Raw genomic sequence first — 25,387 nt, 5'->3', positions numbered from 1 at the left:
AGGAAGTTTCCATGAGACGGTTTGAAGGCAACGTCGCCATTGTTACCGGTGCTGGTGGCGGGATCGGTTCGGCAATTGCGCGTCGGCTGGCATCGGAGGGCGCATTCGTCGTCGTCACCGACGTAAACGCCAAGGCTGCCGCGCAGGTCGCAAGCAGCATCGAGGTTGACGGGGGCGGCGCCACGACGATCGCGGCGGACATCTCGAAAAAGGAGGAATGTTTCGGGCTCGTGGCGAGGGTGTTCGAACTGAAAGGCCGGCTGGACGTTCTCGTGAACAACGCCGGCATCAATCGGCGTGGAAACTTGCTGTCACTCTCCGACGAGGATTGGGACTTAAGCTTCAAGGTCAATCTGGATTCGATGTTCCATCTGTGCCGCGCAGCACTTCCTCACATGATTGCGGCAGGCGGCGGCGCGATCGTCAACACAGCCTCGCAATGGGGGCTCTATCCGGCGCCGAACCACATCGCCTACAACACGACCAAGGCTGCGGTTGCAGCATTCACCCAGAACCTGGCTCGTGACTACGCGCCCGACAAGGTCCGCGTGAACGCTGTCTGTCCAGGCGAAATTCACACACCGATGTTGGAGGCGGGAGTGAGACGTTCCGGGAAGACGATAGCGGATCTCGACAAGCTGGTACCATTCGGCCGTATTGGCAAGCCTGAGGAAGTCGCTGCACTGGTCGCATTTCTGGCCTCAGATGAGGCGGCTTTTATGTGCGGATCGCTGGTCGAGATCACTGGTGCGCAGGCGGTTGCGTGAGCAACAAAGAATTCAAGCGCGACCAGTGTGTCGGATCACCGAACGGGGCGAGGGCGACTTCCGGGGGCTGTCGGCGCTGCCGAAGGGAAATAAGCCGACAGGGGTGACCCTGTCGCGGGCGGCAACCAACGGCACGCCGGTTTGTTTGCCGGTTGCGATCCAGTCGCGATTGCTTTCGGCGACTAAGTGCTGACCAGCAGAAGGATGTAGGCGATCACAGTGACCATCAATGCCCGGAACGCGTAGCTCACGCAGCGGTATTTTCCACGCGCTATGGTCGAAAGGATATCCGCATTCTCGACATACTGCTCGAACAGATAGCCCTTATCGCGTTTCGTTGCCGCCTCGCGAAAATGACCACGATGCTTGGGCCAAGCTCCCCAGAACAGGGAGGTCGAGGAGTTCACGTGACGCGGCAGAACCACCAGAATCGCTGAGAGGATAGAAACGATTGACGCCAGTGCCAAAGCGCCAGAGAGAAGTATGCCCTGTGGCGAGCCTTGGGCATAGCGACCCCAGGTAAAGACCTCACGTCCCTCGCTGGACGTTACTAAAAAGGCGAGCATAAAAGTAAAGATATAGGCGGCCTTCTGATCAGAAAGTTTGATTTGGTCGTAAAATATGTCGTTTATCTTCTTGATGTGGTCAAGATATTCCGACCCCACATCTTCAGTCGAAGGTACGCTGAACAAATAATCCGAGGAATTCTCAAAATCACTCACGCCGCACCCCCGTGCCAAAGTGTTTCCTTGATATTACACCTGCCATGCAAAGCAAGTCTGCCTTCTGATGTCCACTTGACTTTTCAAGTATAGGTAGACAAATCCTTGCGATATGAGGGGTAGATTTGCGAGATACGCGTGCGGGGGCACGGCGATCGTGGTGGCCGCGTTGTGCCTGGCGCAGCCGGCCGTGGCGGAGCCACTTCGGCGCACTGCGCGGGCTGCAGGCTCGGTCATTGACCGCAAGGCGGGCGAAGAAGTCCGCTTCATCGATCTTTCCAGCTGGCAGAACGTCGCCCTGCATCAAGACCTGCTTGGCGGCGACGTGCTTCGCACCAATGCCAATGGGCAGCTGGCGATCTTGTTTGCAGACCACACGCAGGTTCGCCTGGGCCGCAATTCCGCGCTGCAGGTGAAACAGATGGCTGCCGATGGCGAGACGGTTCTCAATCTGCAATCCGGCACGATGTGGGCACGCGCGCAGCGCGGCGGTCAGGGACTGACAGTGGAGACGCCGGCAGCAGCCGCCGCCATTCGCGGGACCGACTGGACGCTGACGGTCAAGGGCGACCAGACCTCGCTGATCGTGCTCGAGGGGCGGGTCGAGCTCAAGAACGAGCATGGCAGTGTCGAGGTCGCACAGGGGGAAGGGGCGGTCGCGACGATTGGGCAGGCACCGCGCAAGCTGGTCATCGTTGCCCCTGACGATCGCCAGCAGATGCTGTTTTATCTGACACTGCGCAGCGGCTTTACGTTCATGCCCGCTTCGCCGCTGCCGATGCAAAAAATGCGATCCGAACGCAGCCGCATCGAAGCCAAGGCACCGGAAGCAAGAACGTCAGAGGACTGGCTGACACTTGCCGAAGTGCAGATGTCGTTCGATGGGCGTCAGCAAGCGCTCAAGTCGTTGGCGAGAGCTCGGGCACTCAAGCTCTCAGCCAGCCAACGCGCCCGGGCCGATTTGATCGAAGCCCTGATCGCGGGCGCAGAAAAACGCTACGACGATGCGGCAAAACTGTTTTCGCGGGCTGAGCCGGCACTCGATCCTGCGCGTCGCAGCATTGCCGCCTATGGAGGCTACTATTCGCGCTCGCTACGCGATCCCGATCATGTGGAGAAGCCGCCAGCGACCATTACCGGTCCCTACGCCGCGGTGATGAAGGCCTATACCGCCGGCTTCCTCGAGGACATTCCCGCCGCCATCAAAATCATGAAAGAGGCGGAAGCGCGTTATCCGAGCGATTCGTCGCTGCCGGCTCTGCGCGCACAGCTTGCCATCTTGATCAACGACCAGGTCCAGATGCGCGAGGCGATCGAGCGTTCGCTTTTGATCGATCCCACGGATCCTGATGGGTTGCAGGCCCGTGCTCGCGTGCGCGCCGGCTTCGAGGGAAACCTCGACGGCGCACTTGAAGACCTGAACAACGCCATCAAAGTGGCGCCGGGCTCGTCGATGGCATGGAACGATCTCGGTCTGCTTCAGGATGCCCGGGGGGCCAGCCGTGAGGCGGAGGCTGCCCTCAAGAAGGCGATTGAACTCGATCCGGACGACCCGATCAGCCACGCCAATCTTGCCATCCTTTATCTTGATCAATCACGCATGAAGGAAGCAAAACGCGAGATCGACCTGGCATTGGCCGCCGATCCAGCCTTTGACGTCGCCCTTCTTGCCCGTGGACGCTACTATCTCCAATCGGGCGAACGGGACAAGGCGATCGAGGACCTTCTCGCCGCATCGACGGCCAATCCGGGCTATTCGCAAGCGCAGCTCATGCTGGCGGCAGGCCATTATGAACGAGGCGATCGGGATCCTTCAAATCAGGCTGTCGAGAATGCCGATCGACTGGACAAGAACGATCCCGTCATCTCGGCATTTCGAACCGCAGTTGCCATTGATGACTACGACGCTGATGGAGCGATCGCAAACGCCCAGGAGTTTTTAAGGCGGGCACGCGCTCGCGGGGGAGATTTCAGTGCACTCGGTGCCAACCAGGATGCCGGCTCTACGCTCAACAACGCCTTTCGTCTGCAGGGGCTCGATGCCTGGGGGCGATATTATGGCGATGCGGTTTTTGATCCGTTCGAAGGCAGCGGCTTTGTGGATCAGGCGCTTAAGGGCAGTATTAATCCGTTCAAGAATGCAATCACCTTCGGCGACAGCGTGATCGAAAACACGAGCAATGCAACGAGCTTTTCGTCGCTTTTTCAAGGACTTCTGCTCGACCCGCACATGTTGTCAGGCCGGTCGAGATCGGCCACGTTGCTGCGCACACCGTTTATTGAAGGCTCTGTTGGCGGCGGCATAAATAGCGTCGGCGGTCACACGGGACGCATTGGTGAGGCCGAGGTCCAGGGCTTTGCCAACCAGACAATACCGATCAGCTTCCTCGGCAATTTCGAGTGGGAGGAAATACCCGCTGAGGGAAGCTATCCCAACTCTGGCAGTTTTTCGACCGAGACCAAACTGCTGAACGCCAACGGATACCTCACGGCCACTCTCACCCCAGAGGATCGGGTGGTCGCCTTCGTCAACCAGACCCGCAGCGATTTTGACCTGAATTCGTTGACGCTCGATCCATCGCCGTCGATCCGGCTGAACGCCGAGCTCTTCATCCCTCTCTTCGGGGTGCCGCTCGCGCCATCGGAACTGCCGCTTTATCGCAGTCAGCACAACAGTCTGGATAACCTCAACAGCGGCATAGGCTGGAGCCACACCTTCGGCTACCGAAATATCGTGAACGCGGCGCTTCTTTATTCAGACGTGAACTCGGAGAGCACGAGTGACTTCGAATTCGATCAATCACCGATATTCGGGGCCACCACTCCAGACCTGCTGCCGTTCGGACAAACGCGGCAAAGCCTGTCCTCCAAAAGTTACGTTGCCGCCGTCAGCCACAGCCTGGGCACGGACGACGGCCTGACTTGGCGATACGGTATCGAGGCAGGATGGATTGATACTCACAGCAGCACGTTCAACGAGCTTTACGAGCTGGTCCCGGTGTTTGTGCCCGATATCACGGACGGCCCGAACGACGCGTCCAGTCGAACAAATCTGGCCCGTGCTTACGTAGACCTGCTGCACGAGATTGCGCCAAACCTGACCGCAGAATATGCCCTGCATGCCACGCGGCTGGATGGAGATGGTGTTGACGTCAGTCGTCTGGAGCCACGATTGGGTGTCGCTTGGGCTCCGGTCGAGGATCAGTGGCTGCGCGCTGCGTTCATGCGCCAGAGCGTCGAAACAGGCGTACCGACACTTGCCCCGATCGGCATTGTCGGACTGCAGCCAAATCAGATTGCCGTCGGGATCGATGGCTATGTCGATACCGTGGCCTTGCAATGGGATTCCCAATGGACCGATAAGTTCTTCACGTCCATGAGCTATCAGCACCAGGAATTGCATGATCTGACGATCGGGCTGCCGCTGACGGCGCTGCCCGCGATTGATAGCCTACCCCTGGACAGGGGGAGCATTGATCGGGCAAGCATCACGGCAAATTTTGCGCTGGGGAATGGGTTCGGTCTTTCAGCAACATACGCCCGCATGGAATCGGAAAACAAGGATGAAACAAGCGCCAACTTTGGCGGGGCACTTCCGTTCATTCCGCGCAACTCAGGCCAAGTGGCGCTCACCTGGGTCAATGAAGCAAAGGTGAAAGCGACAATCGCCGCCAATTATTTCGGCAAGCGAGACGGCGACGACATCGGGACAGAGCTTGATGACTTTTGGACGCTTGATGCCAACATGATTTGGGAACCGTTCGACAAGCGCTTTGCTCTTGAAGTGGCAGCGTTCAACCTGCTCGACGAGGATTTTGAAGTAACCCCGGGTGTTCCTGGCTGGGGTCGTGCCGTAAAGGGCACGTTCAAAGTTCGATTCTGATGAACAAGGCCCAGACCCCTGGTCAATCTAGAGAATCTCCCGGCTGGCCATTCAGCAGCCGGAGCCTCCGACTGCTTGTCCTCATACTGGTGACCCTCATCGGAATCTCCCTGCTTTCGCGCCTGCCGGCGTGGCCGCTGCTGGAGCTGAAGTCCTTCGACTATTTGTCGACGGTCGACGACCTGCCGCCGCCGGAGGATGGGCCTGTCATTGTCGCGATCGACGAGCCTTCCCTTGCGGCAATCAATGCGCAGTGGCCTTGGCCGCGCAGCCTGCATGCCGAATTGATCCGGCAACTACGAGCAGCCGGCGCAAAGGTGATCGGCCTCGATATCATCATGGCGGAGCCCTCGTCAGTCGAAAACGATGCGGCGATCACTGCTGCAGTGGGCCCGGATGTGATACTTGCCGGCGACGAGACGCTCATCCAGACCCCGCAAGCCGATCAGTTGGTGAGAGCGACCCCACTGCCTCAACTGACGGCAGCCGGTGCTCGCACGGGCATAGCCTCGATCGAGCTTGGTGGGGACGGCGTCTTCCGGACGATTCCCCCTTACGAAGACGGCTTTGCCGTCACGCTTCTGCGGGCTGCCGGCAATGCTGTTGACACGATCCCGTCGAACTCAATGATCCAGACATTCGGCCCGGCGCGTAGCTATCCAACCGTCTCGTACTATCAGGCCCTCGACCCGAAGAACTTCCTTCCTGAGGGCACTTTCAAGGATCGCATTGTCCTGGTCGGCCTCAGCCTCCAGAATGCGCCGGAGATCGACAAGGGGGGCGCTGACGCCTTTGCCACACCGTACACGATGCATACGGGCAAGCTTACCGCTGGCGTCGAAATCCAGGCAACGATCTATGATAATCTTCGCCAGCGGATGTCTATCACCCGCACGGGCAGCGTGCCTTTTGTCGGCTTCGTCCTGTTTGCGGCCGCGCTGGCTGCAGCAACTGTTTGGAAATCCACCGGTTGGCTGACACTATTAGCAACCGTCGTCGCGATCTGCGCATTCGCGCTGCTCTCCTATGCGGGTCTACGCTTCGACCATTTTTTCGTATCACCGTTAGGGCCGACCATCGCATTTGTCTCGGTTGCCTTCGGACAAGCGGCTTTCGACTTTGCGGAGGAGCGCAGGAACAAGCAACGCATTACCCGAGCGTTTTCGCAGTACATTTCGCCCGATCTCGTCAAAAAGCTCTCTGACGATCCGTCGCAACTGAAGCTCGGCGGAGAAAGACGAACGCTGTCGGTCCTCTTCTCCGACGTCCGTGGCTTCACGACGATTGCCGAAACGATGAAGGACGATCCGGAAAGGCTGACGGGCTTGATCAACCGACTGCTGACGCCGCTCTCCGATATCGTCATGGATCACGGAGGTACGATCGACAAATACATGGGCGACTGCATCATGGCGTTTTGGAACGCTCCGCTCGATGACCCCAAGCACGCGCTCCATGCCGTTCAAGCATCGCTTGCAATGCAGACCGCTATTGGAAAGCTTAACAAGGAGCTTGAAGAGGAAGCCAAAGCAAGCGGCGCACCTCTGCATGTGCTGAAGATGGGCGTTGGCATCAACACGGGTGAATGTGTCGTCGGCAACATGGGGTCGAACCGGCGCTTCGACTACTCCTGCCTCGGTGACTCGGTCAATCTCGCCTCACGGCTTGAAGGAGCATCGAAGAACTACGGCGTGGCTATTCTGCTCGGGGAGGAGACCGCGCGGCTTGTCCACGGGCGTTACACCGTGGTCGAGCTTGACCGTATTGTCGTAAAGGGCAGAACGGTACCGTCGCCTGTCTATACGATCGTTGAAGATGCTCGGCCCGAGGACCTCGATGTGCACACCGATTTTCTCTGGGGCAAATACAATAAAACCTTGGGCGCTCTGGATAATATTTTCGACAGGTTGGAAACAGCCATTCCTTCTCTCCGACTCTACTATTCAATCGTGCGGGCAGAACTTTCTCGCTCAAACGATGAATAATTATAAGATCACCCCGAAGAGACCGCCTCTAGAATAATATCGTTACGTTTGGCAGTAGTGTGCGTAGCGTAGTCACTCGCTGGAAAGTTGATTTATCAGCTTGCCTGATGCATGGTTCTCGCTGAATTAGCGATTGCGCAACAAATGCGATACACGGTAGTTGACGGTTCTGATGTCTGTATAGTCGCCCGCTTCTTGGCAGAAGCAGAGTGCGAGCGCCAATTTTTCTCTACGCGATAGGCCGAGAAATGTGCGGATTATCAGCATTAATGACGATTCCGATGCAACAGCGCGATTGCACAGGCAGTTGGCAATGAGGAACCTTCGAGACGATATGTGAGGATCTCAGCGCCGTGAGGCCGTCGGCGCGCTCGATAGCGACGGTCCATTCAACGTCAACCATTCCTATCACGGTGACAACGTTTGCTTCCGCGACCTGTATGCCGGCCTGAAGCATAACTTCGCTCTGGATTGTACGTGACAATGCAGGATGCGTCGCAATCGCATTCGTCCTCCTTCTCCTCGTTGTGACACGAGCGCAGTTCTTCAATCCAGACGTTGAACGCATGTTTTATGATCTGAAGGCACCATTTCGATTGTCGCAATATGTATCTGGTGGATTGAATTGCCTCGTGATATTCAGGCGCCTCTAGTTTAGAACGTAAGTAAATTTGGAATGCGCAAAATGCGACAAATAAATGATGGGGAAGCTGTCCTCAATTTGATTGGCGATCGAGTCTGGAATACCGAGCTGGCCTTCCAATACCTCAAGGCTGTCGGCATGGCCGATACAAAGCGCACTGCCGAGCGACGGTTGCATGAGCTGGGTATTCTGCCGGCGGCTCTGATAGCCGAGGATTTGCGGGATGAAGTCGGAGAGAAGCCCATACAGAGTGTTTTGAATTCCGATTTAGAACGGCAGCGCTCCAAGCGAACACTTGTTCTATTCGTGCAGATTTTCGAGCGAGCGCAGTCCGCGTGCCTGCATGCCAACGACGCGCGGGGATCGCGTATCTGGGTGCCCATGGCAACGCCGGTTAGCTCAGCCGAAGTTGAGACTGCATTGGGAAAACTGCGGAAGCATGTCGGCAAGCCGATCGCCGTCTTTCCGCATGCGGCTCTCACAAGGTTCTGCCGCGAAATCCGTTCCAACGAAGAAATCGGCGTCCAGCTGCTGAGCTATTCGTCGCCCCTACCGGCCGCTGCGCCTATTCACGCTGTGTCATCAATGTCCGATCACCTAAAACGGCTTGAGTCCGAGAGCATCTTCATCATCCGAGAAGCCTATGCTGAGGCGCGCAATCCCGTCTTATTATACTCATTGGGAAAAGACAGCTCGGTACTCCTTCATCTGGTGCGCAAGGCTTTCTTTCCAGCGCCCCTTCCATTTCCACTCCTGCACGTGGATACGCGGTGGAAGTTTCGTGAAATGTACCAGTTCAGGGACAGTGTCCGGGCGAAAAGCGGCGCAGAGCTTATCGTCCACGTCAACCCCGAGGCGATCGAAAAAGATATTAATCCATTCGATCATGGGGTGGAACTCCACACAGCCATCACGAAAACCGAAGGGCTGAAGCAGGCCCTCGATCTTCATAGGTTCGATATCGTTTTCGGCGGCGCGCGCCGCGACGAAGAGAAATCGAGGGCAAAGGAGCGTGTATTCTCCTTCCGTGCTCGCAATCACGCTTGGGATCCGAAGAACCAGCGGCCGGAAGTCTGGAACCTCTACAATACCCGAAAGCGACCGGACGAAAGCATTCGCGTGTTCCCGCTTTCAAACTGGACCGAGCTCGACATATGGCAATACATCCATGAGCAGGCTATCCCCATCGTGCCGCTTTACTTCGCTAAAGAGCGACCGGTCGTGAACCGAAACGGCATGCTTTTGGTCGTCGATGATGATCGCATGCAGCTCTTGCCCAACGAACAAATTTCCGCCCGTAAAGTGCGCTTTCGAACGCTTGGTTGCTACCCGCTGACCGGGGCGATCGAGTCGGACGCATCGACTGTTCCCGAGATAATAGCGGAGTTGTTGCAATCTCGCTCGAGCGAAAGACAAGGACGCTTGATTGATACCAGCTCCAGTTCGAGCATGGAAAAAAAGAAGGCCGAGGGATATTTTTGATGCGACGCGCAATCCGAAATCAAGCCGCGCCGGCTAGAACGACCCAAGAAGTACTCGAAGCCTTCGACTCTCAACAGCGTTCGCAGGATCTATTGCGCTTTATCACCTGTGGTAGCGTCGATGATGGAAAGAGTACGCTTCTCGGGCGTCTGCTTTGGGAATCGCAGGTCTTGGCGGACGATCAGCTTGACGCGTTGAAGGCGGATTCGAAGCGATACGGAACTCAAGGCGAAAACATCGACTTCGCACTGCTTGTCGACGGCCTGTCGGCCGAGCGCGAACAAGGCATCACCATCGATGTTGCGTACCGATTCTTCTCTACATCACGACGGAAATTTATCGTCGCCGATGCGCCTGGTCACGAGCAGTACACGCGCAACATGGTGACCGCCGCCTCGACAGCGGATTTGGCGATTTTGCTGATGGACGTCCGAAAAGGATTGCTTACGCAAACCAAACGGCACGCTTACCTGGCATCCTTGCTCGGTGTTCGTCATCTGGTGCTGGCGATCAACAAGATGGACACTGTCGAATACGACCGCCAAATTTCATCGCAGCTGTCGGAGGCCATGGCTGACTTTGCAGCGACTCTGAATTTCGAAACATTTATGCCCATTCCGATCAGTGCCTTAAAGGGTGAGAACATAACGCACCGATCATCGAAAATGGCATGGTATGACGGCCCAACGTTGCTGGGGCATCTGGAGACGGTCCACGTGCAGCAGGCACCCTCAGACCGTTTCATCTTCCCCGTTCAGTGGATCAATCGGCCCGACGCCGGCTTCAGAGGCATCTGTGGAACGCTCTTGGAGGGCATGGCGCGCGTAGGTAGCAAAATAAGAAACACCGCGTCTGGCGAAGTCTCGGAAATCGCCGAGATAGTCACCATGGATGGACGCCAGGCGGAGGCTGCTGAAAGAAGCGCGATTACGCTCTGCCTCGAACGCGATATCGACGTGTCCCGAGGAGACGTGCTTTCGTTGGCCGACAACCCGCTGGAGATGACCGATCATTTCGAAGCGACGATTGTCTGGATGGATCTGGATCCGGGCCTTGTCGGACGGAGTTATGATATCAAGCTGTCCACTCAGTCCGCGACCGCTTCGATTTCCGGCATCAAATATCGTGTCGACATCAATACGCTCGGGCATGAGGCTGCACGGCAGCTAGCATTGAACGACATCGGGGTCTGCAATGTTTCCGTCAGCCGCCCGCTCGTTTTCGATACCTATTCCCGGTCGAAAGCGCTTGGAAGTTTTATCCTAATCGATCGTTTCAGCAACGCGACCGTCGCCGCCGGGATGATTCGGCACAATCTCAGGCGCGCTCAAAATGTCCATCGCCAAGCCTTATCCATCACCAGGGCTGATCGTGAGCGTTTGAACGGTCACACCGGCAAGGTGATTTGGTTTACCGGCCTATCTGGATCGGGAAAGTCGACGATCGCCAACGCACTCGAGCGCGAACTCCATAGATCCGGCCGGAGAACCTATATTCTCGATGGCGACAACGTGAGACAAGGATTGAACAAGGATCTCGGATTCACCGACGCCGACCGCGTTGAGAACATACGCCGGATCGCGGAAGTGGCAAAGCTGATGATGGACGCCGGAATTCTAGTCCTGACGGCGTTTATCTCGCCTTTCAAACGTGAACGCCAAATGGCGAAGGAATTGATAGGAGAAGAGAATTTCATCGAGGTTTACGTTGATACGCCGCTACAGGTCTGCGAAGACCGAGACCCCAAGGGATTGTACCGAAAGGCCCGGAGCGGACAGATTCCGAACATGACGGGCATAAACAGTCCGTATGAGCCGCCCGAGCAACCGGAAGTGAAGGTGAATGGTTCCACGAGTGATATTGACGATACCGTGAAGTATCTCCTCGCGATCCTCGACGTCCCCGACCGCAACTGAAGCAGAGCGTGTCCGCTTCCAAGATGTTGATGGTGTTGTGTTTCAAAACGCCATCCAGTAAAGGCGACGAGTTGATTAACAAATTCGGCTTCGAATGGGCATGAGAGACGACGTTGCCATCTTGATGGGCACTTTTCAGGGAGCGCGATTTCTTCCCGAGCAGTTGGAATCTATTCGCGGCCAAACCTACAGCAACTGGTCACTATGGGTTTCGGATGACGGGTCCACCGATACAACGCTCGATCTCGTGCGGTCGTTTGAAAAAAGTGTCCGGTCGCCCGTTCACGTTGTGAACGGGCCTCGTCGGGGTTTCATCCGCAATTTTTTGACGCTAGCCTGCAATCCGGCCATTGACGCAGCCTATTACGCTTTTTCTGATCAGGACGACATCTGGCATGCCGACAAGCTGGAACGCGCTGTCGCTTGGTTGAAGGAGCAGCCATCCGGTCTTCCGGCGCTTTACTGTTCGCGAACGCATACGGTGGATGAAACGGGTGTGTCGACCGGAAATTCTCCGCTTTTCACGCGCGCGCCGTCCTTCTCGAACGCGCTGGTACAAAGCATCGGCGGCGGCAATACGATGGTCATGAACCGCGCGGCGCGCGGGCTTCTGATTGAGGGCGGCGCCGAAGCAGATATTCCAAGCCACGACTGGTGGGCCTATATTCTGGTATCGGGCGCCGGGGGGCGCGTTCGATATGATGCTGAGCCGCGCATCGACTATCGGCAGCATGCAAGCAATCTCGTCGGGTCCAATTCCGGTTGGCAAGCTCGGCTTAAACGCGCGCGTATGCTGACGCAAAGCAGATTTTTGAAATGGAATGGCCAGCACGTCGCGGCGCTGCGAAGGGTCGAGCATCTCCTGACGCCGGGAAATCAAGCTCTCCTTGCAGACTTTCGCAGGATGAGGACAGAAGCACTTCCTATGCGACTCCGGATACTTTACAGGTCCGGGCTGCATCGGCAGACATTGGCAGGCAACTTTGGTTTGCTTGCAGCTGTAATCCTGAAACAGATTTAGACAATGGGTGTAGGCAAATGACGGTACTTGTGTCGGGTGGGGCAGGGTTCATTGGCGGCAATTTCGTTCTCGATTGGATTGCTCAGTCGGGCGAACGGATCGTAAACGTCGACAAGCTGACTTATGCCGGCAACCTCGACACGCTGAAATCGCTGCGGGGAGATGATAGGCATGTCTTCGCGCATGGTGACATCGGCGATAGAGAATTTATTGAAAGCTTGCTGCGGACTCACCATCCGCGGGCGATTATAAATTTTGCCGCTGAGAGCCATGTTGACAGGTCAATTCACGGCCCTGCCGCGTTTATCGAGACGAATGTTGTGGGCACGTTTAACCTGCTCGAAGCGGCTCGCGCGTTCTGGCAGGAGTTGAACGGCGACGAAAAATCAGCCTTCCGCTTTCTGCATGTCTCCACGGACGAAGTCTATGGCAGCCTCGGCGCCACCGACGCTCCCTTTAGTGAAAACAATCGTTACGAGCCCAACAGCCCTTATTCCGCAAGCAAGGCGGCGTCGGACCACTTGGTGAGAGCATGGCACCATACTTATGGCCTCCCGGTGCTCACCACCAATTGCAGCAACAACTACGGGCCGTATCACTTCCCAGAAAAGCTAATACCGCTGGTGATATTGAACGCACTCGCCGGCAAGCCTCTGCCAATTTACGGCGATGGCCAGCAGATCCGGGACTGGCTCTACGTGAAGGATCACTGCAGTGCGATCCGTACGGTCTTGGCCGATGGCCAAGTTGGCGAGGTCTACAATGTCGGCGGCTGGAACGAGAAGCCCAATTTGGCGGTGGTGCACACAATCTGCGACACGCTCGACGCGCTGAAGCCGCAGCAAGGGGGCGGGTCGTACCGCGATCAAATTGCCTTTGTTAAAGATCGTCCGGGTCATGACAGGCGATATGCAATCGACGCGCGCAAAATCGAGCGGGATTTAGGCTGGAAGCCTGCCGAGACTTTTGAAAGCGGCATACAGAAGACCATTTCCTGGTATCTCGACAACCAGGATTGGGTGGCGAATGTGACAAGCGGCGCTTATCGAGATTGGCTCACTAAGCAGTACGAGAGTTGACAATGCGTCCATTGTTGATCACCGGTGCCGATGGTCAGGTCGGCTTTGAATTGCGGCGCTCCCTTGTGTCACTTGGCGACGTGGTCGCATGCAGTCGTGCCGAGCTTGATCTGGAGAAGGAGGTAGATATTCTCGCTTCGCTGGAAGCCACAAGGCCTGCCGTCATATTCAACGCGGCGGCATATACGGCAGTCGACCGGGCGGAAGAAGATGTTGCGCGCGCGATCGCCGTCAACGGCGTTGCACCAGGCGTAATGGCGCGCTGGGCGGCGGATAATGACTGCGTGCTGATCCACTATTCAACGGACTACGTCTTTGACGGAACGAAAGATTCTCCCTACGTCGAGACCGATGACACGAACCCGCGATCTGTCTACGGGAAAAGCAAGCTGCAGGGCGAGGAGGCGGTGCGCGCGGCCGCAGGGCGGCATCTGATTATCCGCACCAGTTGGGTTTACGGCCACCATGGCCACAATTTTCTGAAGACCATCCTAAGGCTCGCCGGGGAGCGGGAAGCACTCCGCATCGTTGCTGATCAGGTAGGTGCGCCGACATCGGCAGCCCTTATCGCGGATACATCGGCGCATATCACAGAGAAGATTCTGTCGAACCAGAATGTTGGTTCGGGGATATACCACCTAACCGCGCAAGGCAGTGCCTCCTGGTATGATTACGCCTGCCACATTGTCGATAATGCGACCCAGCGCGGCTTTGGGGGACTGCTGCCGGCGAACAAGATCGAGCCCATATCAACGAGCGACTATCCTACGCCTGCAGCGCGCCCGCTCAACTCACGGCTAAATTGTGCCAAATTGATGGATTGTTTTGACTTGCAGCTGTCGCCATGGCAGGACGGCGTCGAAAAGGTCATCGGCCAGCTTGCGAAGGCAAATTAGGAGCAGTCGAGTTTGCCGGCATGGCGAAATCGTTGGCGCTGAGATCAAAGCAGCCGGAACTCAGTTTCCGAAACAAGGTTTTTGAAATGGCTAAGGCACGTAAGGGAATTATTCTTGCCGGTGGATCTGGGACGCGCCTGTACCCAGCGACATTGGCGGTCAGCAAGCAACTGCTGCCGATCTACGACAAGCCGATGATTTATTATCCGCTGACCACGCTCATGTTGGCCGGCATCCGCGACATACTTGTCATCTCCACGCCGCAGGACACGCCTCGGTTCGAGCAATTGCTTCAAGATGGAAGCCAGTGGGGGATCAATCTTGAATACGCTGTGCAGCCGAGCCCGGACGGCCTGGCGCAGGCTTTCCTGATCGGCGATGGCTTTCTGAACGATGCGCCGTCCGCCTTGGTGCTGGGCGACAACATATTCTATGGGCACGATTTCGCGAAGCTGTTGCATGGCGCAAATGCCGTGGCCCAGGGCGCGACGGTATTCGCATACCATGTCCAGGACCCTCAGCGTTATGGCGTGGTAGAGTTCGACGAGAACGGCCGCGCAATAAGCCTCGAAGAAAAACCCAAGCTGCCGAAAAGCAATTATGCGGTCACGGGCCTTTATTTCTACGACAATCAGGTCGTCGATATCGCCAAATCGATCAAGCCCTCGCCGAGAGGCGAGCTAGAAATAACGGACTTGAACGCCGTCTATCTCGGTAGGCGCCAGCTGGATGTTCAGACGATGGGCCGTGGCTATGCCTGGCTGGATACCGGCACGCACGAATCGATGCTTGAAGCCGGCCACTATATAGCGACGATGGAAAGCCGTCAGGGTTTGAAGGTTGCATGCCCCGAGGAGATTGCCTTTCGAGGTGGCTGGATCGACGGGGGACAACTCGAAGCCTTGGCCGAACCGCTGAAGAAGAACTCTTACGGCCAATACCTTCTGCGCATACTTCACGAGAAGGTATTCTAGTCCGATCCGGGATCGCTTCCTCGTGTAAATATGAAAAGAGAGCCATGAAGGTTATCGACACCAGCATACCGGACGTCAAGATCATCGAGCCGACGGTATTCGCCGACGATCGTGGATTTTTCTTCGAGAGTTTCAACCAAAAAACATTCGAAGCAGCAATTGGCCGATCCGTTTCCTTTGTCCAGGACAACCATAGCCGGTCCATGCTGGGCGTCCTGCGAGGCCTGCACTATCAGCTTGAGCCGCACGCGCAGGCCAAGCTTGTTCGTGTATCGATCGGGGCCGTGTTCGACGTTGCAGTGGATATTCGACGGTCGTCACCGACATTTGGCCGATGGTTCGGAGTCGAGCTGTCGGCTGAAAACAAGCGTCAATTCTGGATCCCGGAAGGATTCGCTCACGGATTCGTCACACTCACGGAGCATGCCGAATTCCTATATAAGACGACCAATTATTATGCACCCGAGAGTGATCGCGGGATCAAATGGGATGACCCGACAATCGGGGTAGACTGGCAGGGCTTTAGCGAGCCCATCCTTTCGGCCAAAGACAGTCAGCAGCCGCTGCTTTCAGACGCGGAGACGTTTAACTAATGCAGGCATTTCGTGCCACGCCCATTGAAATGGTGGCAAGCGCTTGGCGCAATCGCGGGCTGATATCCGCTCTTACACGCAGAGAGGTCATTGGGCGATACAGGGGCTCGGTACTGGGAATACTTTGGTCGCTGTTCAATCCAATCTTCATGCTCGCCGTCTACACGTTCGTATTTGGCGTGGTTTTCAAGGCGCGGTGGGGCGATGCTGACGAAACCAAGGCGGAATTTGCATTGGTCTTATTCGCCGGCATGATTGTTTTTAACTTTTTTGCTGAATGTGCGCTCAAGGCGCCGGCGCTCATTCTCGGAAACGTAAACTACGTAAAGAAAGTCGTATTCCCGCTTGAGATTTTGTCCTGGGTAAATGTCGGGTCTGCCTTGTTTCACACCCTAATCAGCATCTGTGTCTGGATTGCTTTCTACTGCATCGAGATAGGGCTTCCTCACCCAACGCTGTTGCTTTTTCCCTTTGCTCTGTTGCCGCTCGTTTTTCTTGCAGCGGGCTTGGGTTGGCTACTGAGCTCTCTTGGCGTCTTTCTCAGAGACATCGGCCAGATTGTCGGGATACTGACGACCGTGACGATGTTCTTGTCGCCGATCTTTTTTCCCGCATCGGCGTTGCCGGAGGCTTATCGACCCCTCCTCGGCATCAATCCTTTGGCACCAGCAATCGCACAGATGCGTGATGTCCTGTATTGGGGAAACCTACTATATCTGCCGTCCTATCTCGTATATTTATTCTTCTGCATTGCCTTTGCTTGTCTAGCATTTTCGTGGTTCCAGAAGACGCGAAAGGGCTTTGCAGATGTCCTCTGATATAGCGTTGCGCGTGAACGACCTTGCAAAGTGCTATCAGATCTACAGCAAGCCTCGCGATCGCCTCATGCAGATGTTCGCCGGTAGGCGACGGCAGTTTTTCAAAGAATTCTGGGCTCTTAAAAATGTCTCCTTCGAGATTCGCAAAGGAGAGACGGTAGGTATTATCGGCCGTAACGGTTCCGGAAAGTCGACTTTGCTGCAGATGATTTGTGGCACATTAAATCCTACAGCCGGTTCGATCTCGACAAATGGTCGTATCGCTGCTTTGTTGGAACTCGGAGCCGGGTTCAATCCTGAATTTAGCGGCCTCGAGAACGTCTATCTAAATGCTGCTGTCTTGGGCTTAACAAAGGAAGAAACAGATCATCGCCTTGAGAGCATTCTTCGGTTTGCCGAGATTGGCGAGTTCATCGATCAGCCAGTCAAAACATATTCCAGCGGTATGCTCGTACGTTTGGCCTTCTCGGTCGCAATTAACGTGGATCCACAAATCCTGATTGTCGACGAAGCTCTCTCGGTTGGGGATGAACTCTTTCAACGAAAATGCTTCTCTCGCATAGAAGCGATCAAGCAAAGCGGTGCGACAATCCTTTTTGTCTCACATTCCGCAGCGGCTATCGTTGATTTATGCGATAGGGCGATCCTTCTCGATGCAGGCGAGCTGATCGCCTCGGGCGTGCCGAAGCAAATTGTTGGAAATTATCAAAAGCTGCTTTACGCGCCCGCGGATCAACGCGCAGAGATAAGAAGCCGAATACAGAGCGGTCTCTCGAGCGTGGCAGATAAGATTGGAGTGGAAATCGACGAAAATCCTCCAGGCAAAAGCGAAACCGATGAAGTATTTGATCCAGGTTTGCGGCCTTCGAGCACAATCGAGTATTCGAGCAATGGTGCTGAAATTGAAGCGCCTGGGATATATACGCACTCCGGTCGGCGGGTGAACAATCTGATAGGAGGGCGTCGATATGTCTACAGATATGATGTCCGGTTTAATACAACCGCGACCAACGTCCGTTTTGGCATGTTGATCAAGACGATTACCGGTACGGAAATCGGCGGCGCTCACTCTGCCAACAGGGCACATGAAGGCCTTCCGATTGCAAAGGCTGGCGAAGTTTACGCCGTCTCGTTCGAGTTCGATTGCCGGCTCAATCCTGGTGTCTATTTTCTAAATGCCGGTGTTCTCGGTGCAATCACCGAAGAAGATATCTATCTTCATCGGCTGCTGGATATCGATATGTTTCGCGTCTTACCTGACGCCTCCAGTCTGGCGACGTCGATCGTCGACCTCAATTGCCTGCCGAGTATAGAGCATCTGTCATGATTGAAAAAAAACTGGTCATCGTTTTGGGCATGCATCGCAGTGGAACCAGTGCCATCACCAGTGCGCTAAGACTACTTGATGTCGATTTAGGGGAAAATCTCCACAAGGCAGGTCCTGACAATCCCAAGGGGTTTTGGGAAGACGAGGATTGTCTGGAGATCAACGAAGCTCTGCTTAAGCACCTGGGTTCCTCCTATGATGGCCTCGCTTTTTCCTGGAGTGACTTAGGCCAATCGTCCAAGCTGGATGAGCTGCGGCAAAGAGCGGTGGAAATCGTCAAGCAAAGACTGGCGACAAGCGGTAGCGGATGGGGATTTAAGGATCCCCGCACGTGCAGACTGCTTGCGTTTTGGCAGGAAGTCTTTCGTCTGTGCGAATGCAGTGTCCATTATGTCATTGCATTGCGCAACCCGCTGAGCGTCGTGCAGTCACTCGAAAAGCGAAATGGCATCCCGGCCGAGAAGACCTATCTCCTTTGGTTGCAGCACACGATGCCATCTTTGTTGTTGACGCGGGGTGCACCAAGGCTTGTCGTCGATTACGACCGCTTCATGGAGCAACCTTACGAACAACTGAATCGTATCGCCAAGATGCTCGACACGGCGATACCACCACGCGACGCGCGGGCCGTCTTGGATTTCGAAAAGCATTTCTTGGACCGGGATCTTCGAAATTCGCATTTTGGACAAGCTGAGCTCGCTTTAGACAAGCGTGCTCTTCCGGCGGTCAAAACTGTCTACGATTTAGCTTCACTTGCCGCAACAGATAAGACCGCGATCGACGATCCGGCTTTTCTGGAAAAAATTCAGCTTCAGAATAATTTATTGATGCAAGCCTCTCCGATAATTGACTACGCCAACGCCTTGGAACACGAACGGTCGGATTTGTGGGCGTCCGCGATACTACATGGTCAGGAATTGGAAGATGCCGAGCGTCGGCATGCTGAAGAGTTGGAGAATGTCGCCCGACAATATCAAGGCAGCATAGGGCAACTTGAAGCAACCATAGGCGCTCTTACGCAAGGCCTAGCGGATGCAAAGCAGGAACTTCGAGTGGTTTTGGAAAGCACATCCTGGAAAGGTTCAGCACCAGTTCGCGTTCTCCAGCGTTTATGGTCAGCTAAGAGACACAGGGCCGTTCGGCTTTATCTTGAAACGGAACTTAGAAAGCTGTGGCACCGATTGCCGATCCGTGTCGAATTCAAGCTACGCCTCAAAGAAAGCCTTTTTCGCCGCTTTCCGTCAGCGTTTAAACGGAGTGATGCCTATCGGGCGTGGTATCGGCTGAACGGACCTGCTCTAGACACAGGAAACGCTGGATTCACCAATACATCCGGCTCGCCTGTCGACGATGACGGCCTGTATGTCCCCCTGACGCACGTTCCAATTCCCGACTCACTCGCGGCCAAGGTCATAGCGTTCTACCTGCCTCAGTTTCATCCTATCAAGCAGAATGACGAGTGGTGGGGTGAAGGCTTCACGGAGTGGACGAATGTCAAACCCGCCCTACCTCAATTCGAAGGGCATTATCAGCCCCACGTGCCGGACGAGCTCGGGTATTACAGCCTGCTGGATAAACAGGTGCAGCGCCGACAGATCGAATTGGCAAAGCTCTATGGTGTAAGCGGCTTTTGCTTCTATTACTATTGGTTCGCAGGAACGCGGTTATTGGAGCAACCGATCGAGAATTATCTCCAGGATGAGAGTCTCGATCATCCTTTCTGTCTTTGCTGGGCAAACGAGAACTGGAGCCGTCGCTGGGACGGAAAAGACAGCCAGATTCTCATTTCACAGGAACATTCGCCCTCCGATGATATTGCCGTTGCCGAAGATCTCTCCCGATATGTAAAAGATCGGCGCTACATCCGCATTGATGGGCGGCCGCTCATTCTTGTCTATCGCCCAAGCCTGTTGCCATCGGCGAAGGAAACGGCGGCGCGCTGGAGGCAGTGGTTCCGAGACCAGGGCATTGGCGAAATCTACCTCGCCTACACGCAGTCGTTCGAAGCCGTGGATCCAGCGGCATATGGCTTTGATGCTGCAATCGAATTTCCGCCGAACAATTCCGCACCGCCGAATATCACGCATGAAGTCAACTCCGAAGGTACCGGCTTCCAAGGCATGGTCTACGACTGGTCGATCTTTCCCAAGCGCGCTTCGAAATACAATAAGGTAGGCTACAAGGTATTCCGAAGTGTTTGCCCGTCATGGGACAACACGGCCCGCCGGAAGAGCAAGGGAACTGTCTTTCTTAACAGCACGCCAGATGCATATCGGCAATGGCTCGAAGCGGCAGTTGTGGAAACGGTCAAGAGTGCGTCCTCCCCGGACGAAAAGCTAATTTTCGTCAATGCTTGGAATGAGTGGGCCGAAGGGGCGCATCTCGAGCCGGATCAGAAATATGGATACGCTTGGCTGGATGCCACCCGACGAGCGCTAACTGGCGAACAGAGCGATTATAGCAGACGGCGTATGGCGGTCATATCGCACGATGCCCATCCTCACGGTGCGCAGTTTCTTGCGCTGGGAATGGCACGTTCTCTGGCAAATGACTTGAAATTCGACGTTGACGTAATCCTGCTCGGCGACGGTCGTTTGCGACCGGATTTCGCAAGGTATGCAACCGTGCATGATCTGCTGCCTGGTGACCAATTTGCAGAGTCTGCTGGCAAGATAGCAGACATGCTTTGGGCTAAGGGTGTCAGACACGCTATCGTCAATACAACGGTAGCCGGTTCCATCATAGAAACCTTAGCCGCTAGAGGGATTTATTGCATCAGCCTTATCCACGAAATGCCGGGAGTGATAGCAGCAAACAATCTTGAGGACTCTGCTCGGTCAATCGCCGAATCGGCTGATCGTGTGGTCTTTCCCGCGCCATTGGTTGAAGATGGATTCCGTCAATTTGCGAAGCTTGCAGCTGAGAAGCGCGTACTGCGACCGCAAGGGCTGTGGCGTAGAAACCACTATCGTGCCCAGCGGAGCGAGATCAGAGCCGAGATTCGCCGTACACTTGGTGTTCCTTCTGAAGCACCGCTCATCCTTGCGGTCGGTTATGCTGACCGCAGGAAAGGTGTCGATCTATTTGTCCGCGCTGGATTGAAGATCGTGGAGCGGCACCCGAATGCCGTCTTTGTATGGATTGGGCATTGGGACGAGACGTGCAAAGAGGATATCGAGCAACTCACAAAAGACTCTTCCAAGTCGTTCTTCTTCCTTGGCTATGAGCCTCGCACTGCCCGCTATCACGCGGCAGCAGATGTATATGCGCTGACGTCGCGAGAGGATCCTTTCCCAAACGTCGTTCTTGAGTCATTCGATGCCGGAGTACCCGTGGTCGCTTTCGCCGGAACAGGCGGCGGCGCAGATTTAGTCGCGAATACCGGCGGACGTGTTGCCGAGCGGGAGAACGCGGCTGCGTTTGCGGAAGCCGTTATTGATCTTCTCGACGATCGGTCGCTGGCTCGATCATTGGGTGAAGAGGGGGCCAATCTGGTGGATGCGAATTATGCATTCCGAGATTATCTCTTCGATCTCTGTGCTCTTGCCAATATCCGGCTGCCGCGAATTTCCGTCGTGGTGCCAAACTATAATTACGCCCATCACATCCGCGAGAGATTGAATTCAATTGTCGGTCAGACACTGCCAATTTTTGAGCTGATAATTCTTGATGACGCTTCAACCGATGATAGCGTCGCAGTCATAACGGCCTGGATGGAAGAAAATAACGTTGAATGCCGGCTTCTCGTCAACAGCCGAAATTCCGGGAGCGTGTTTGACCAGTGGGCTCGAGGTGTCGAGCTAGCGCGCGGTGAGTTTGTGTGGATAGCGGAAGCAGACGACCTCAGCAGCTCGCAATTCCTCGAAACGGTGATTGCACCGATGGAACGCGACCCAGATGTGAACCTCAGCTACTGCGAGAGCCAACAGATCGACGAGCACGGCTCCAAGCTTGCGCGCAGTTACGGCAATTACCTAAATGGTTTTGGTGACGGCCATTGGGATGCACCCTACGTCGAAGAGGGCACCGACGAGTTGGCTCAATACTTGGCGGTGCAAAATACTATCCCAAACGTGAGCGGCGTGCTTTTTCGTCGCGAGGCAATTGCGAAAGTGCTCCGCGAGCATATTGACGAAATACGCGCCTTGCGGCGCGCAGGCGATTGGTTGGCCTATTTCAATGTGCTGAGAAGCGGGAAGATTGCTTTCAGCCCCCGCGCACTAAATCTTCACCGGCGTCATCGAAAGAGTGTCGTCGGCGGAAGCAACGCCGCGAGCCTTGTTGATGAGATCGCGGCTGTTCAGAAAATCGTCGCGAAATCGTCGCCCATTGGCCCGGAGACGGCCGAGCGGGCTTCCGCCTACTTGCAGCAGTTAAGAGAGCAGTTTCGACTTTGACAGTATCGTTGAATAAACCAAAAATGACAGAGGCCCGTGATCTTTCGAACGAAAGATGCGTTGTACTCGGTGCGTCTGGCTTCATCGGTAGGAACCTGTGCCGCGCGCTCCGCGTACATAGCTCATCCATCAAGGCCTTTTCGCGGGAGTCGGTGCAGATCGACGGCGTCACTTGGCAGTACGGCGACTTTCTGAACGATCTAGACGTAGATCACGCGGTAGCAGGTGCTGAGACCGTGTTCCATCTTGTATCAACGACTGTTCCGGCAAGTTCGAACGCAAATCCTCATTCTGATGCGCAGCAGAATATCCTCCAGACCATTCGGCTTCTCGACGCGTGCCGCGATCATGGTGTGAAGCGAGTCATTTTCGCGTCTTCAGGTGGAACTGTCTATGGTGAGGTCCGCGAAACTCCCATCCCCGAAACCCACCCCACTCTGCCCATATCCGGTTATGGCATCAGCAAGCTAACCTGCGAACGGTATCTGCATCTTTACGAAAAGATGCACGGCATCAAGGGGATCTCTTTGCGCATCGCCAATCCCTATGGCCCCTTTCAGGAAAGCCGAAAGAAGCAGGGGGTCATAGGCCATTTTATCAATAGCGCTCTAATGCAACAGCCTGTGGAGATATGGGGGGACGGCTCGGTCATCAGAGACTATCTTTATATTGACGATGTCGTGGAAGCGATGATCCTAGCTGCTGGGTATGACGGAGCTGAGCGGGTATTCAATATAGGCAGTGGTATTGGCCATAGTCTGAACGACATCGCACTCTTGATCTCGGAGGCATTAGGCCTTGATTTAGAAGTTGTTTACAAGGAGTTTCGCTCGGCGGACGTATCCAAGAATGTTCTTGATTGCTCTCGCGCTGAGCGCGAGTTGAACTGGCATTCGCGCCACAGTATCCAAGTTGGCATTAAAAAAACGGTCGCTTGGTATCGAGATAAACTTGTACGGGCTAAGGCGAGCGAATAGTTGGCGAGCGGCGCCCTTCACGGACGGTAACAAACGGATTAACATAATGATTTCGGACGAAGAATGGTATGCCACAATTTGCCGAAGCTACAAGAATCCGCCGGTGTTTCTCAACGACCAGAAACTACCGGGCTTCCCATCTGATACCACCCAGATTAATACCACCGGTCAGGCAGGACCAGCTACCCTGAGAGAGGCATTCGTATTTTACGCTGATTGCGCTCGTGTTTTCGCAGTAAGCACCCGATTGGCGCCGCCTGCCGAATAGCGCCTTGATGGCCTAAGACACGTCATTAACGACGTCGTTAGCGACGTATCTTAGGCGAGGTATGGGATGCGTGTGGAAATTCTTGGTCAGGAACGTCGTCGGCGTTGGGGTGACGAGAAGAAGCTCGACGTTGTCATGTCGGTGGGGCTCGACGGTGCGACGGTTACTGAGGTTGCCCATCGGCACGATGTGACCCGGCAGCAGATTTACGCCTGGCGGCATGAGCTGAAGAAGAAGGGTTTGTTGCCGCCCACGGCCGATACGGTCTTCCTGCGCGTAGATACGTCCGCCATGGACGACGCCGCGCTCGGGCGTGAGGAGGTTGCGCGCGAGCGTAAGCACCCGATTGGCGCCGCCTGCCGAATAGCGCCTTGATGGCCTAAGACACGTCATTGACGACGTCGTTAGCGACGTATCTTAGGCGAGGTATGGGATGCGTGTGGAAATTCTTGGTCAGGAACGTCGTCGGCGTTGGGGTGACGAGAAGAAGCTCGACGTTGTCATGTCGGTGGGGCTCGACGGTGCGACGGTTACTGAGGTTGCCCATCGGCACGATGTGACCCGGCAGCAGATTTACGCCTGGCGGCATGAGCTGAAGAAGAGTGAGCGCGACGAACAGCCCACCTTTTCTTTTGTGATGGGGGCCGCGAGATAAGCTCCTTGATCGATAGGAGCGGAACGGGATGGTTGGAGATCGCACTGATGCCATGCTTGAAGTCATGGATGAAGGCATGCATGAAGCCAGGCATGAGGGAAAGTATCGTCGGATCGAGGTGATCACCGGTCGGCGCCAGCGGCGGAATTGGACTGATGAGGAGAAGGCGCGGATCCTTGCGGAAAGCGCAGAACCTGACGTGAACATCTCGGCCGTTGCCCGGCGCTGGGGCGTCAATCGCGGCTTGCTGAACGTCTGGCGTCGGGACGCTGGACTGACCTCTCAACGAACCGCAAAGACCTGCGCGCAGCAGGCGATGTTCGTGCCGGTGACGGTGGTTGGCGATCGAACGCCTCCTGGGAGCTCGCTGTCGGATGTCGCCCCCTTCTCCGCGGGTCGGATTGAGATCGAGATGGCTGGCGCGCGCATGACGGTTATCGGCTCGGTAGCGCCTGAGTTGGCACAAGCGATGGTGGCGGCATTGCGAGGGCGCCGGTGATCGGAGTTTCGGCAAATGGCGTGAAGATCATGGTTGCGACGCAACCTGTCGACTTCCGGCGCGGCATGAATGGCCTGGTGGCTTTGGTGGCGTCAGCGCTTGCGGCCGATCCCTATTGTGGCGACGTGTTCGTGTTCCGCGCCAAGCGTCTGGATCGACTTCGCTGCATTTACTGGGACGGATCAGGCATGATCCTGGCAACGAAATGGCTGGAGTCGGGCAAGTTTGTTTGGCCGCCGATCCGCGATGGCGCGATGCAGATGAGTGCCCAGGAGTTCTCGCTTTTGCTTGATGGTATTGACTGGACGCGCGTCAAACGAAACGCGGTGAGGAGGCCCTCAAAAGCAGGCTGATCCTATTGGTTTTGCTTGAAGATTCAGGCTCATATGGTAGGGTCAGTCATGCCGCTTCGACCCGATCCCTTGCCCCAGGATGCTGTGCAATTGACCCGGATCATTCTCTCGCTCGACGAGGAGAATGCCGAT

At 55.5% G+C, this 25,387-nt stretch carries 19 protein-coding genes and 1 pseudogene; 19 read left to right on the top strand and 1 reads right to left on the bottom strand.

The window, feature by feature from the left end:
* Window positions 1-11: 11 nt before the first annotated feature.
* A complete protein-coding gene (locus tag FHX09_RS05780; protein WP_184449444.1) occupies window positions 12-767 on the top strand; it encodes an SDR family oxidoreductase in 756 nt (251 codons plus the stop codon).
* A gap of 182 nt (window positions 768-949) precedes the next feature.
* On the opposite strand, the gene FHX09_RS05775 is transcribed toward FHX09_RS05780, so the two are convergent.
* Complete coding sequence (locus tag FHX09_RS05775) at window positions 950-1,489, bottom strand: Pycsar system effector family protein (RefSeq protein ID WP_132594790.1); 540 nt, start codon at window positions 1,487-1,489, stop codon at window positions 950-952.
* A gap of 112 nt (window positions 1,490-1,601) precedes the next feature.
* Between FHX09_RS05775 and FHX09_RS05770 the strand changes: the two genes are divergently transcribed.
* The 18 genes and pseudogenes from FHX09_RS05770 (at window position 1,602) to tnpB (ending at window position 25,255) form a co-directional block, all read left to right on the top strand.
* Entirely contained in the window at window positions 1,602-5,372 is a 3,771-nt protein-coding gene (locus FHX09_RS05770) for a FecR domain-containing protein (protein ID WP_184449442.1), read from the top strand.
* Window positions 5,372-7,357 (top strand): adenylate/guanylate cyclase domain-containing protein, encoded by a 1,986-nt coding sequence (locus FHX09_RS05765; protein ID WP_184449439.1) that lies wholly within the window; start codon window positions 5,372-5,374, stop codon window positions 7,355-7,357. The genes FHX09_RS05770 and FHX09_RS05765 overlap by 1 nt, the downstream gene beginning before the upstream one ends.
* A gap of 1,219 nt (window positions 7,358-8,576) precedes the next feature.
* The gene (gene cysD, locus FHX09_RS29430) at window positions 8,577-9,482 is read left to right on the top strand and encodes a sulfate adenylyltransferase subunit CysD (RefSeq protein WP_348649160.1); all 906 of its coding nucleotides are present in this window, start codon (window positions 8,577-8,579) and stop codon (window positions 9,480-9,482) included.
* The gene (gene cysN / locus FHX09_RS05755; RefSeq protein ID WP_184449435.1) at window positions 9,482-11,398 is read left to right on the top strand and encodes a sulfate adenylyltransferase subunit CysN; all 1,917 of its coding nucleotides are present in this window, start codon (window positions 9,482-9,484) and stop codon (window positions 11,396-11,398) included. Before cysD ends, cysN begins: the two co-directional genes overlap by 1 nt.
* A gap of 94 nt (window positions 11,399-11,492) precedes the next feature.
* A pseudogene (locus FHX09_RS30425) lies at window positions 11,493-11,831 on the top strand (glycosyltransferase); the annotation flags it as partial.
* A 48-nt stretch (window positions 11,832-11,879) separates the two neighbouring features.
* Window positions 11,880-12,419, top strand: coding sequence for a hypothetical protein (locus tag FHX09_RS30420; RefSeq protein WP_348649161.1), 540 nt, complete (start codon window positions 11,880-11,882; stop codon window positions 12,417-12,419).
* Between the two features lie 17 nt (window positions 12,420-12,436).
* A complete protein-coding gene (gene rfbB, locus FHX09_RS05745; protein ID WP_184449431.1) occupies window positions 12,437-13,498 on the top strand; it encodes a dTDP-glucose 4,6-dehydratase in 1,062 nt (353 codons plus the stop codon).
* 2 nt (window positions 13,499-13,500) lie between these two features.
* On the top strand, window positions 13,501-14,394 hold the full coding sequence (gene rfbD / locus FHX09_RS05740) for a dTDP-4-dehydrorhamnose reductase (RefSeq protein WP_184449429.1): 894 nt from the start codon (window positions 13,501-13,503) through the stop codon (window positions 14,392-14,394).
* 86 nt (window positions 14,395-14,480) lie between these two features.
* The gene (gene rfbA / locus FHX09_RS05735) at window positions 14,481-15,368 is read left to right on the top strand and encodes a glucose-1-phosphate thymidylyltransferase RfbA (protein ID WP_184449427.1); all 888 of its coding nucleotides are present in this window, start codon (window positions 14,481-14,483) and stop codon (window positions 15,366-15,368) included.
* 44 nt (window positions 15,369-15,412) lie between these two features.
* Entirely contained in the window at window positions 15,413-15,961 is a 549-nt protein-coding gene (gene rfbC, locus FHX09_RS05730; RefSeq protein WP_184449425.1) for a dTDP-4-dehydrorhamnose 3,5-epimerase, read from the top strand.
* Window positions 15,961-16,779, top strand: coding sequence for an ABC transporter permease (locus FHX09_RS05725; protein ID WP_184449423.1), 819 nt, complete (start codon window positions 15,961-15,963; stop codon window positions 16,777-16,779). Before rfbC ends, FHX09_RS05725 begins: the two co-directional genes overlap by 1 nt.
* Entirely contained in the window at window positions 16,769-18,106 is a 1,338-nt protein-coding gene (locus FHX09_RS05720; protein ID WP_184449421.1) for an ABC transporter ATP-binding protein, read from the top strand. The genes FHX09_RS05725 and FHX09_RS05720 overlap by 11 nt, the downstream gene beginning before the upstream one ends.
* Window positions 18,103-22,503, top strand: a complete 4,401-nt coding sequence (locus FHX09_RS05715; RefSeq protein WP_184449419.1) for a glycoside hydrolase family 99-like domain-containing protein — start codon at window positions 18,103-18,105, stop codon at window positions 22,501-22,503. The genes FHX09_RS05720 and FHX09_RS05715 overlap by 4 nt, the downstream gene beginning before the upstream one ends.
* Window positions 22,504-22,526: 23 nt before the next feature.
* Window positions 22,527-23,480 carry an NAD-dependent epimerase/dehydratase family protein gene (locus FHX09_RS05710; RefSeq protein ID WP_184449417.1) on the top strand — a complete coding sequence of 318 codons (954 nt, stop codon included), beginning with the start codon at window positions 22,527-22,529 and terminating at the stop codon, window positions 23,478-23,480.
* A gap of 334 nt (window positions 23,481-23,814) precedes the next feature.
* The gene (locus FHX09_RS05705) at window positions 23,815-24,123 is read left to right on the top strand and encodes a transposase (RefSeq protein WP_184449415.1); all 309 of its coding nucleotides are present in this window, start codon (window positions 23,815-23,817) and stop codon (window positions 24,121-24,123) included.
* Between the two features lie 58 nt (window positions 24,124-24,181).
* Window positions 24,182-24,403: a transposase gene (locus tag FHX09_RS05700; RefSeq protein ID WP_184449413.1), complete on the top strand. Its 222-nt coding sequence runs from the start codon at window positions 24,182-24,184 to the stop codon at window positions 24,401-24,403.
* Window positions 24,404-24,431: 28 nt separating this feature from the next.
* Window positions 24,432-24,902 carry a transposase gene (locus FHX09_RS05695; protein WP_184449411.1) on the top strand — a complete coding sequence of 157 codons (471 nt, stop codon included), beginning with the start codon at window positions 24,432-24,434 and terminating at the stop codon, window positions 24,900-24,902.
* Complete coding sequence (gene tnpB / locus FHX09_RS05690; RefSeq protein ID WP_184449409.1) at window positions 24,899-25,255, top strand: IS66 family insertion sequence element accessory protein TnpB; 357 nt, start codon at window positions 24,899-24,901, stop codon at window positions 25,253-25,255. The genes FHX09_RS05695 and tnpB overlap by 4 nt, the downstream gene beginning before the upstream one ends.
* The last annotated feature ends 132 nt before the right edge of the window (window positions 25,256-25,387 follow it).

It is taken from the genome of Rhizobium sp. BK538 (assembly GCF_014197575.1).
GTDB lineage: Bacteria > Pseudomonadota > Alphaproteobacteria > Rhizobiales > Rhizobiaceae > Rhizobium.
This window is presented reverse-complemented; position numbering and strand designations above follow the sequence as displayed.

Bases quoted from the DNA above. Each gene is read 5' to 3' on its own strand.
- rfbD (WP_184449429.1), top strand. From the start codon at position 13,501: ATGCGTCCATTGTTGATCACCGGTGCCGATGGTCAGGTCGGCTTTGAA.
- rfbC (WP_184449425.1), top strand. From the start codon at position 15,413: ATGAAGGTTATCGACACCAGCATACCGGACGTCAAGATCATCGAGCCG.
- rfbA (WP_184449427.1), top strand. From the start codon at position 14,481: ATGGCTAAGGCACGTAAGGGAATTATTCTTGCCGGTGGATCTGGGACG.
- FHX09_RS05705 (WP_184449415.1), top strand. From the start codon at position 23,815: ATGCGTGTGGAAATTCTTGGTCAGGAACGTCGTCGGCGTTGGGGTGAC.
- FHX09_RS05780 (WP_184449444.1), top strand. From the start codon at position 12: ATGAGACGGTTTGAAGGCAACGTCGCCATTGTTACCGGTGCTGGTGGC.
- FHX09_RS05700 (WP_184449413.1), top strand. From the start codon at position 24,182: ATGCGTGTGGAAATTCTTGGTCAGGAACGTCGTCGGCGTTGGGGTGAC.
- FHX09_RS05710 (WP_184449417.1), top strand. From the start codon at position 22,527: ATGACAGAGGCCCGTGATCTTTCGAACGAAAGATGCGTTGTACTCGGT.
- FHX09_RS05695 (WP_184449411.1), top strand. From the start codon at position 24,432: ATGGTTGGAGATCGCACTGATGCCATGCTTGAAGTCATGGATGAAGGC.
- rfbB (WP_184449431.1), top strand. From the start codon at position 12,437: ATGACGGTACTTGTGTCGGGTGGGGCAGGGTTCATTGGCGGCAATTTC.
- FHX09_RS05765 (WP_184449439.1), top strand. From the start codon at position 5,372: ATGAACAAGGCCCAGACCCCTGGTCAATCTAGAGAATCTCCCGGCTGG.
- FHX09_RS05770 (WP_184449442.1), top strand. From the start codon at position 1,602: ATGAGGGGTAGATTTGCGAGATACGCGTGCGGGGGCACGGCGATCGTG.
- FHX09_RS05715 (WP_184449419.1), top strand. From the start codon at position 18,103: ATGATTGAAAAAAAACTGGTCATCGTTTTGGGCATGCATCGCAGTGGA.
- cysN (WP_184449435.1), top strand. From the start codon at position 9,482: ATGCGACGCGCAATCCGAAATCAAGCCGCGCCGGCTAGAACGACCCAA.
- FHX09_RS05725 (WP_184449423.1), top strand. From the start codon at position 15,961: ATGCAGGCATTTCGTGCCACGCCCATTGAAATGGTGGCAAGCGCTTGG.
- FHX09_RS05720 (WP_184449421.1), top strand. From the start codon at position 16,769: ATGTCCTCTGATATAGCGTTGCGCGTGAACGACCTTGCAAAGTGCTAT.